General features: G+C 70.5%; 1 protein-coding gene. It reads right to left on the bottom strand.

The window, feature by feature from the left end; all coding sequences use genetic code 11:
• Positions 1–281, bottom strand: a 281-nt coding sequence (locus tag L5849_RS15745; RefSeq protein ID WP_236926306.1) for a hypothetical protein, incomplete at both ends; no start/stop codon positions are given.

Genomic DNA, 281 nt, shown 5'->3' with positions numbered 1-281 from the left:
CCGATCAGCGCGAAGGCGACGACGAACGGCTCCATGATCGCGCCGTTGCCGGTGGCGTCGTTCTCCGCGCTGAGCCAGGAGGCGGCGCCGGTCACGCTGCCCGGCGGCAGCGCCCTGGTCACCGTGGCGACATCGGCGCGGATCTGCGTGTAGCTGCCGGCCTGGGTGAACCGGTACATCATCTGCGTGCTGGCCGGCGCGCCGAGCGCCTGCAGTTGGGTGACCTCGCTCCCGGTGACCCAGCCGTCCGCGGTATTCGTGATCGAGTTGGCGAAACCGAC

This window comes from Erythrobacter sp. SN021, from assembly GCF_021864455.1.
Note: the sequence above shows the minus strand (reverse complement) of the source record. Positions and strands in the feature narration are given on the sequence as shown.